Below are 9,732 nucleotides of genomic sequence, written 5' to 3'. Positions count from 1 at the left end.
TAGAATCTTGCATTAGACCCTGCGGGTTTTCAAAACCCACAGGGTATTTTTACGCTACCAAAATGTAATTCTATCCTACTTTTTTCATGGCTGCCAAATAAAAATGTAGCTTGCTGATACTTTGCTTTATCCGGCTAATTAATTATTTATACTATTATTTTTCCATAAGTTCAAAACTTTTGGAAAGAGTTGAACTGGCATGTCATTTTAATGTATTTTTTCAAAACATATAACTCCATTTATTAATCAGAAACTAAGGCAAATGAACTTGTCTTGCCAATTTATAGTAAGATTTGAATCTAATTTAATAGCATCAAACCTCTCCAAATCACATAAATTTCATAAAACAATTTCTTGAGAAACTTTTTTTACATTTGTCAGAATTAAATTTTAAAATTAATATGGTAAAATACTTTTTAATATTCCTTACATTGGCAGGATTTGTAAATCTTCACGGGCAAAATCTGAATATTGGAATCAAAATTCAGAAAACACATAGCATGTATTGGGAAAATGGAATATCTGCCCGCTACTCATTTTCCAATTTTAAATCAGACCAATTTTATTTAGGCTTTGATTATATTAGTTCGCGTTTTGGTTCTGCCTTCAACTCTAATGCTTTGAAGCAGGATAGTTACGTTGCTTCGGCTGCATGGCATTTCGCAAAAGAAAAACCATTACGTTTCGTAACTAAGCTAAATTTTGGATATTTCTATGCCGATCTTGAAGAAGATATTTTTAAGGAATTGCCTAATACAGCGATTTTATTGTCGCCAGAATTCGGATTATCTTATGATTTCAAAAACATCCCAATAATTTTATATTTGGGAACAGCTTACAATATTAACGTTGTAGATGAAGGAAAATCACCCGGAACACTACAGCCTCTTTTTTACAATTTTGCTATTTATTACCAGCTATTCTAAACCCCAAGATATGAAAACGACAACTTTTAAAATATTCACATATTTACTCATTGGATCTTTCCTTTTGGCTTGCGATAAAAATCCAACAATAGAAGACCATATGTTAGACGGAAATTTTGTTTTCGATCCTTCAATCAATAATCCTCACGAATTTTTAATATCTGCCAAATATCCTAATCCAACAGCCGAAGATTTAGAAAAACACATTATCATAGCAGCTCATGGCTACACTGCAACTACTTTTGAATGGAGCGAATTTCAAGAATGGTCATCTGATTCAAGCTATAGGATATCGCAGGTTTTACTTGGTGGTCATGGAACTTCATATGAAGATTTTAAGACCTCGACATGGGAAGATTGGTCAGAATCAATCAAACTGGAATTTGAAACTCTTGTGTCTTTAGGTTATGAAAAAATCAGTTTAGTTGGTTCATCTACAGGAGCAACTTTGCTGCTTGAGCTTATTATGTCAGATTATTTTGAAATAGTGCTCAGTCCTAAAAATGTGTTTCTGATTGACCCAATTGTTGTTCCATCTGCAAAATTGCAAAGCATTGTTGGGATAATTGGACCTATGGTGGTATATGCAGAAACCGATAATACTACAGAAGATGATAAGTATTGGTATCATTTCAGACCCTATGAAACTATAAATGAATTAAATGAGTTGATGAAAAATGTGCAAAAAGGATTGGAAGACGGATTTTCATTGCCAAATGATACTTACATGAAAGTTTTTCACTCAAAGAACGATCCGACTGCAAATTCTATAAGTACAGTGCTCATTTACAAAGGTTTGACAAATTCAAATGGAGGAAATATTGATGTTCAAATAATGGATTCAGATATTCATGTTTTTACTCGATTAAAACTACGAGAATCTGTAAGTCAACTGAACCTTGATAATCAAGAAGATGCTTTTCTGCAAATGGCTCAAAAGTTAAGTCAATAAAGAATATTCTTTGTTCATAATTTTAACAATAGGTGTAATTTTCAAAAACTAAATGATTGAGCTACTCCAAAATTACACTCTTTGTTATAATTCGATTTTCTTGTTGAATAATTATAAAATATAATCCTTTGGGTTGATTAGAAATATTTAGAGTTTCATTTCTATAATCCGAAACCGAAAATATATGCTGACCAATGGGATTTATTATTTTTACAGAATTAATATTTTCTCCTTTTAGAAAGAAAATTCCATTGCTCGGATTTGGAGAAATCTGGATTTCGGATAACTGTATTTTATTAACATCTACCGTCAAAATTTCAATTGTTTGAGAAAAATTGTCGGAACAATAACCATTTATTATATCTTCAACAGTGCATGTAATAGTATAGTTTCCATCATTTTCATAAATGTAGTTAATGGAATCGGAACCTAAAATTGTATTTCCATCGCCAAAATCCCAAAGGATACTGTAATTGCTTTCGTCGTGGCTATATGTTTTTTGCAAAAAAATCATTGAGCCATCTATTTGATATGAAAATTCTGCGAGGCAATTATTGATTACACTGAAAGCATTGGCTATAATTTTTTCACATTCTCCATTTCCTACAATAATATGATAAACACCATGTTGCACGTCTGGAGGAAACACAAAATCTGCTTCGAAAATACTTTGTGGATTTAAGAAATTATATACCGTATCAGGGTGAATTGAAATATCGTCATTAAATATTACAACATTTGTTGTGCTAATATTTCCACCAAAAATATCAGTCAAACTGTTATAGACACAGGTTTCGGAATTTTGCCAAAAAGCAAGATTTTCGCCTGTAAATGTTATCGTTAATTCTCCTGACATGTGAATTGAATCGGGGTATATCGAAAAATAATAATCCTCATAACCTTTATCAATATTTAATTGTTCTTTATAAAATGGAGCTAAACTTTGGGCAACCAAATTTGAAACAAAAATGGAAAAACAAAAAATGGCACAAACCGAAACTAAACTTATTTTTTTCATAATTTCTATATTTTTTCTGATGAAATTATTAAATTTAAATGCATAATACAAAAACTCTAATAAAGCAACGTTCTAAATGGCTTTAGGTTTCATCTTTTTTATAATCCTATGCAATTATACAATATTTTATACCGAAATCAAAATAGTCTGTTAACTTTTTGCCTTTTGTAAAACTGACTCAGCTTTTTTGTTTGCTTCCGAAACAATTTTGTCTGCATTTTTTCTTGCTTCATCTCTTAGTTTTTTGGCAGCTTTTTTTGCTATCTTTTTTTCAATTATTGATTTATTTTTCGCTTTGCTTTCTATTTTGTCAGCTTCAGCATCAGCTTCCTTTAATATTTTGTCTGCCAGCTTTTTTGCTTGTCGCTTAATCTCTTCCGCTTCCTTTTCTGCTTTCTTTATCAAATTTTCAGCCTTTTCCTTTAGTTTCTGTTTTTCATCTTCGAGCTTTTTCTTGAGAAGCTCTTTTTGTTTTTGAAGTTCAAGTTTTGCAGCTTCAACAGCATTTTCCTTAACATTTGTGATTCCTTTCTTAAAATCGACGGATACTTTTGGCTGATTCAATTCACCGCTAATGTTGATATCAAAAGTAATATTCTCTCCAAGAAGTTTATTAAAATCATCGTTTTGCATATTTTCAGATAATTCCGAACGTGGGATGCTAAGGGCAATTCTATATTCGATATTATTATCAATTCCTTGATTGCCAGAAATAAGTGCTGTGTTCGATCCAAATTTAGTTTCAAAAGGTTCAACAGATATATTTCCATTTTCAACTGTGAAATTTGCTTGAATATCCTTCAAATCAATAGTTTTATATTTTTCTGATTTCATCAATTCTGCAACTTTATTGAATGTTGATGAATTTGAAATTACAATCTTTTCCGACTTAAAATTTCCTGAACTATTCATTGTTTTTAAAACGGGAGACATTTCATTGTCAAGTTCCGATTTAAGCGATAGAACTGAGGAAAAACGCCCTTTCATGGAACTTACTATTGGTGCAATTTTTTCGATTGTATTAAAAGTATTTCCAGTTTTTTCAATATCAAAATTCGAAATTTGCATATCAAATGAAACTTTAGGTTTTGAAATATCTTTACTATCATAAAATCCGTTCAAATCCATTTTTCCATCTAAAAGATTCATTTCAACTCCCTGAAATTCAAGCCTCCCATCTTCAATTTTTAATTTGCCCACAAAATCTTCAATTTCAATTTTATCGTATAAAACTGCTGCAAAATTTGAATTAAGAGTAAAATCAACGTTTTCAGGAATTTCAATAGCAGACAAAGCAGAGGTATCATTTTCAATTGTTTCCGGTTTTTCCTCATCTGCAAGAAATTCATTCAAATCAAGCAGTTTGGAACTTGCCAAAAAATCTGCTTTTATAATATCATCTTTAAAAACAAAGTTTAGATAGTTATTTATTTTTCCACTCAAAAACAAATCGCTCTTGCCAATTTTTGATTTGAATGAAGATAACTTAATAAATTCTGGCGAAAATTGCATTTGCATATCAGAAATATTTATCGAATTCGACATTTCCTCGCTCGAATATTGAAAATCTTTTAAAGAGACATTCCCATTTGCATTGAATTCGTGATATTTTTCATTTTCAATAGACGAAAGACTTCCAATTAAATTAATATCCGATTGAAATGTTCCTTTTAAATTAACATTATCAAAAGGAATTGCACTTGAAATATCACCAAAATTGATATTTGTAAGAATATTAGAGTTGATGGCTGGATCAGAAACTAAATTCTTTAGATGTAAACTCATATCTATTTTGCTGTTTCCAATATCGAGATGAAATTTGTTCACATCAACAATAGTTGCATCGAGCTCGTTTCCATGATTCATTATTTGGATATCAACTTCAATATTTTCTGCACTTTTAGGAAGTTCGGGATATTTAAAAAATGCTTTTTCTATTTTTAAATCTATTCCGAATTTTGGCATGACATTTTCGTTGTAAGTTCCTTTTACAAAACCATTGAGGGCAAGCTCCCCAAATGTTTTTATTTCAGTAAAATCGTTCATATAAATTACAGGAATCAAAGAAAGGATATTTTTAAATTCGGTTTTTTGTGCATCAAATTTCATATCGCACAAATAATCCTCTCCGGCAATTTGAAAACTGCCATCTAAACCGAGCAAAAGTTCGTTCAATCTGAATTGATTTTTCACAAAAGTAAACTTCTGTTTGTCGAAGTCTGCATCGATTGTAGTATTTGTTTCAAAATTTACATTATTCATGTACCTAATCCCTTCAAACCAAACATCTACAGCTGAAATTGTTGAAGAAACACTAAGTTTTGTTTGTTTTTCTGAGAAATTTCCTTTCAGTTTAAAATTAATATCATGAAGTATTGTTAACAGATTATTTTCATAATCATCATAAACTATCGAGGCATTTTTTATTTCAAAATTTTTCAGTTCTATAACGAAATCCGATTTTTCTGTCGTTGCTTCCTTGCTTGCTTTTTCAGAAGATTCTTTGGTAATATCCCAATTTGCATTTCCATTTTCCAGAATCTGTGCAAAAACCATGGGATTTTCCACGATTATGGATTTCACAATTAAGTTTTCGCCGGAGAAAACACTCATTAAATCGATATTAGATTTTAACATATTGATAAACACCAAAGTATCTTTTTCAAATTCGTCGATTCCTTCAATAGTAAAATTCGATAAACGAAGTGAAAAATCAGGAAAACTGTTTAACAATGAAAGGTTTAAATCTGAATAACTAACTTTTGCTTCTATAGATTTATTTATTTCTTGTTTTATTACTTCATTAATTTTTGAATGAAAAAACAAAGGCGTTATATATAGAAGCGTTGCAAAAGAGAGAACTACAATGACAACAATTTTAGCTATTTTTTTCATAATAAGTGTATTAGAAGTTTCGATATTATTAGTTTTCAATAATAGAATCGTAAATTGCTGAAATCTTTTTAGCCAATTCTATGGTATTATATTTTCCGGAAATTGCTTTTACACCATTTTCCGACATAGTTTTCAATTGATTTTCATCGCTCAAAATCTCTATCCATTTTTTGCACAAAGCCAGTGAATTGTTTGGCGAATAAACCGCTCCGGCTTTTGTTTCTTCAACTATTTCTTTGAAGGCACCCAGATTGGGTTGAACAATTGGAATTCCGGAAGCCAAAGCCTCAAGTTGGTACAATCCAAAGGCTTCACCATCAATTACAGGGACTGAAAGGATTGAAAGGGTATTGAAAAAAATGTCTAAATGCTTTGTTTCCGTATATTCAATAAATTCAATGTCATTTTCAATTTTATGCTTTTCTAATTTTCGAATTTGCTTTTTTATAAAACCATCATCGTCGGCAGTTTTACCACCTGTGATTTTAAGTTTCGCATCACTAAAATTTGAAGTCTGCTTGAGTTTGATAAATGCATCTATCAATATTTCAAAGCCATTGCTTTTGTTCATTCGCGAAAGAAATCCAATAGTCGGCGGATTTGTTTTTGGCTCAAAAACCGTGTAGTTGTTAGAATCTACGCCAAGTGGAACAACTTTGATTTTCGAATCGGAAATTTTCATAAACGATTGCATTTTTTCTGCAAAGTATTTACTTGCCGAGAAAAACATATCTATGTCTTTAGCCTTTTCTGTCATCAGATTCCAAAGTTTTCCGATATAATTTTTTCGCATAGCATTTATCCAAACATCTTCGTCCTGAAGCGAACAAACTACAGGAATTTTCAATTCTTCTTTGATTCGTGCAGCCAATCCCATTAGAAGTGCGTTAGACAGATGCACAATATCAGGCTTTTCCTTATGCTTCAAAAAATCTATAAGCTCCTCTAATTCATCGCTTTGAAAACCTTCGCTGCCGTTTAGCATAGAAATTGTCATATCCTCGAGACCTGCAGCACGTGTCGATCCTGACTTTTTTGCAGCAAATTTCAGAATTGCCGGAGAATTAAAAAACCTGTACATCCAATTTGGCATTCCTCTTAGAAATTTCACATTTTGTTTTAGATAGATATTTACTGCTCCAAAAAAAACAGGCACCTCGTTTTGCTTAAAAAAGTCTTCGAACGAATGTGGCAAATAAAGCGGCAATGTAAAGGCATCGTGTCCATTTTTATTTAGAGCTTTCACAACTGAGCTATCACGCAAGCAATTCCCACAATAAAATTTACCACCAAATCCGGGGACTATATAAGTTATTTTCATAAAATCAAAGCTTTCAAAATGTTCAAATTCTTTGAACCAATAAACATCAAAAATACAAGTTTAGCTTTTAAATCGCATAAAGTAAATATTTATTTTGATTTGTGTGAAAATGATTCGCATTTAAATATGCCCGAATGTTTTGAAATTGCAATCCGTGCCACCGCTTGGAGCGGTGGCACGGATAAACGCAAAAAAGATTTTCAGTTGTAGAGAAAAGTTTTGCCGATTGTTTTGATAAAAACAGAATTCTGTTTCAAATAGATTTTTCAGTTCAATATAAAATATCTACCTTGCAAAATATTAATTAATTATGCTATGAAAAAAAATATTAGTCTTTTAATTATCTTATTTGCATTTACTTACAGCTATTCTCAACAAGCTGATTTATTTTTTTCTGAATATGTTGAAGGAAGCAGCAATAACAAAGCAATTGAAATTTATAATGGAACGGGAGCAACAGTAAACCTTGATAATTATCAAATTGCGCAAACAACAAATGGAAGTGATTGGACATATTTTCATATATTTCCCTCAGGTGCAACTTTAGCAAGTGGCGCAGTTTGGGTAATAATTGCCGATCAGTTTGATAATTCCTTGTTTAACCATGCTAATGCCGATGAGGTTTTAGCATACCCAAGTATAGTACATTTTAATGGAAATGATGCACGGGCATTAATAAAAATTGATGGTTCTAATACTATATTCTTGGATTATATTGGTGTACCAAATTTAGATCCGGGAAATGGGTGGGATGTAGCCGGTGTTGCTGAAGCAACTAAAGATCATACAATTGTAAGAAAATCGACTGTTCTTCAAGGAAATACAAATTGGAGTTTGTCTGCCGGAACTGAGGCAGCAAATTCTGAATGGATTGTCTATTCTCAAAATACTGTTAGCTATCTTGGAAGTCATCAGGCTGGCTCAAATATGCTGCCTGTGGTCGATAATATTTTAACCATTTCAGAAACATTTGTGATTGAAGCTCCTACAGAATATGTTGGATTTTATATTGGTGCATCAATTAGCGATTTAGATGGAACAATTACATCAGCTCAACTTTCCTGGGGAACAGATGGAATTAATTTTCCAAACCAGATTATGATGGATACATTTTCTCTTGTTGCCGGGCTACCTGCAGATTTTTATTGCACATATCCAACTCTAATTCCCGTTCAGTTGGAAGGTACAATTATATATTATCAAATTGTTGCAATTGATGATGAAGCTGACACAACAAATTTTTCCGGAAGTTTTACAGTACTGAATGTAAGCGGTACAACTCCTATTTATAATATTCAGTTTACTACTGATAGTTCGGGAGATTCTCCTCTGGTTGGCTCAACTGTAACTACATCAGGAATAGTAACTGCTGTAGAAAGTAATGGCTACTTTCTTCAAGATGGAACAGGAGCCTGGAGCGGTATTTACGTTTATGATTCTAATTATTCGGTAAATATTGGCGATGACATTACAATTACATGCGAAGTTTTTGAATATTATAATCTTACTGAATTAAAAAATATAACAAATTTTACTTTAAATTCTCAAAACAACACATTGCCGGCTGTTTCTATAGTTGCACCTTCCAATTTTTCAGAAGAATATGAAGGAGTTTTGATAAAAACTGAAAATGTTATATGCACGAACGACAGTCTTGGATATGGCGAATGGGAAATTACTGATGGAACTTATATAGGAGTTGTAGATGACTTATTCTTTCTATATACACCAGCTATTGGTTCAACATATAATTTGACAGGAGTTCTACATTTTACATATAATAGTTTTAAAATTGAACCTCGAAATAATAACGATATTGAAATTGTTAGTTTCCCTGGTGGACAAAACATAAGTTTAAATTTGGGTTGGAATATTATTTCAACATATATAGATCCTACAAATCCTTCACTTGATTCTGTTTTTTCTGAAATTATTTACAGTATAGAATTAGTGAAAAATTACTTAGGTATTGCATTTTGGCCATTTTATGGAGTAAATGACATTGGGAGTTTTACAATTGGACAAGGCTATCAGGTAAAAACAAATACTACCGATACACTTACTGTTATTGGAAGTGAAATTGTACCTCAGCAAACACCAATTGCTGTACTCGAAGGATGGAGTATTATAGGATATTTAAGAAAAAATGCTGAACCTATTGACTTAATGCTTAATACTATCGGTCCAAATATTATAATAGTGAAAGACCAGAATGCAAATGTATATTGGCCTCAATACGGATTAAACAATATTGGAGATATGCAGCCCAGCTTAGGCTATCAAATAAAGATGAATATTGCAGATACCTTAGTTTATCCGGCTAATATTTCAGCTGTACCTGCAAATTTTGTAAACATACCTGCAGGAATTTACCCCATATACTATACAAACGTAACCTTAAGCTCATACAACATTAGCAAATATGAAGTAACACATAGCGAATATATTGCATTTTTAAATGCAATAAACTGCAATGCCGATGGTAGCTATAATGATGCTGCTTATGGCAATATAGAATATATAGATATGGATGACGTTGATTGTGCCATAGACCACAATGGCAGCAGCTTTTATTTTATAGGTAGCACTTATGCAACAGCAGCAAATTGTCCTGTAATTG

Annotated in this window: 7 protein-coding genes; 4 read left to right on the top strand and 3 right to left on the bottom strand. The window is 31.7% G+C overall.

Features of this window, described 5'->3' with window-relative positions:
* Positions 1-401: 401 nt before the first annotated feature.
* Together HN894_00035 and HN894_00030 are read left to right on the top strand one after the other, a co-directional pair.
* Positions 402-926: a hypothetical protein gene (locus HN894_00035; GenBank protein MBT7141694.1), complete on the top strand. Its 525-nt coding sequence runs from the start codon at positions 402-404 to the stop codon at positions 924-926.
* A 10-nt stretch (positions 927-936) separates the two neighbouring features.
* Positions 937-1,878, top strand: a complete 942-nt coding sequence (locus tag HN894_00030) for an esterase (GenBank protein ID MBT7141693.1) — start codon at positions 937-939, stop codon at positions 1,876-1,878.
* A gap of 61 nt (positions 1,879-1,939) precedes the next feature.
* Here HN894_00030 and HN894_00025 read toward each other — a convergent pair whose 3' ends face one another.
* The 3 genes from HN894_00025 to HN894_00015 all read right to left on the bottom strand — a co-directional run bounded on the left by HN894_00025 (position 1,940) and on the right by HN894_00015 (position 7,112).
* Positions 1,940-2,896, bottom strand: coding sequence for a T9SS type A sorting domain-containing protein (locus HN894_00025; protein MBT7141692.1), 957 nt, complete (start codon positions 2,894-2,896; stop codon positions 1,940-1,942).
* A gap of 150 nt (positions 2,897-3,046) precedes the next feature.
* Positions 3,047-5,791, bottom strand: coding sequence for a hypothetical protein (locus tag HN894_00020; GenBank protein ID MBT7141691.1), 2,745 nt, complete (start codon positions 5,789-5,791; stop codon positions 3,047-3,049).
* A gap of 28 nt (positions 5,792-5,819) precedes the next feature.
* On the bottom strand, positions 5,820-7,112 hold the full coding sequence (locus HN894_00015) for a glycosyltransferase family 4 protein (protein ID MBT7141690.1): 1,293 nt from the start codon (positions 7,110-7,112) through the stop codon (positions 5,820-5,822).
* Positions 7,113-7,130: 18 nt separating this feature from the next.
* Here HN894_00015 and HN894_00010 point away from each other — a divergent pair, with 18 nt between their 5' ends.
* The gene (locus tag HN894_00010; protein ID MBT7141689.1) at positions 7,131-7,322 is read left to right on the top strand and encodes a hypothetical protein; all 192 of its coding nucleotides are present in this window, start codon (positions 7,131-7,133) and stop codon (positions 7,320-7,322) included.
* A gap of 105 nt (positions 7,323-7,427) precedes the next feature.
* Positions 7,428-9,732, top strand: a 2,305-nt coding sequence (locus HN894_00005) for a hypothetical protein (GenBank protein MBT7141688.1), incomplete at its 3' end; no start/stop codon positions are given.

This window comes from Bacteroidota bacterium, from assembly GCA_018692315.1.
Classification (GTDB): Bacteria; Bacteroidota; Bacteroidia; order Bacteroidales; family JABHKC01; genus JABHKC01.
This window is presented reverse-complemented; position numbering and strand designations above follow the sequence as displayed.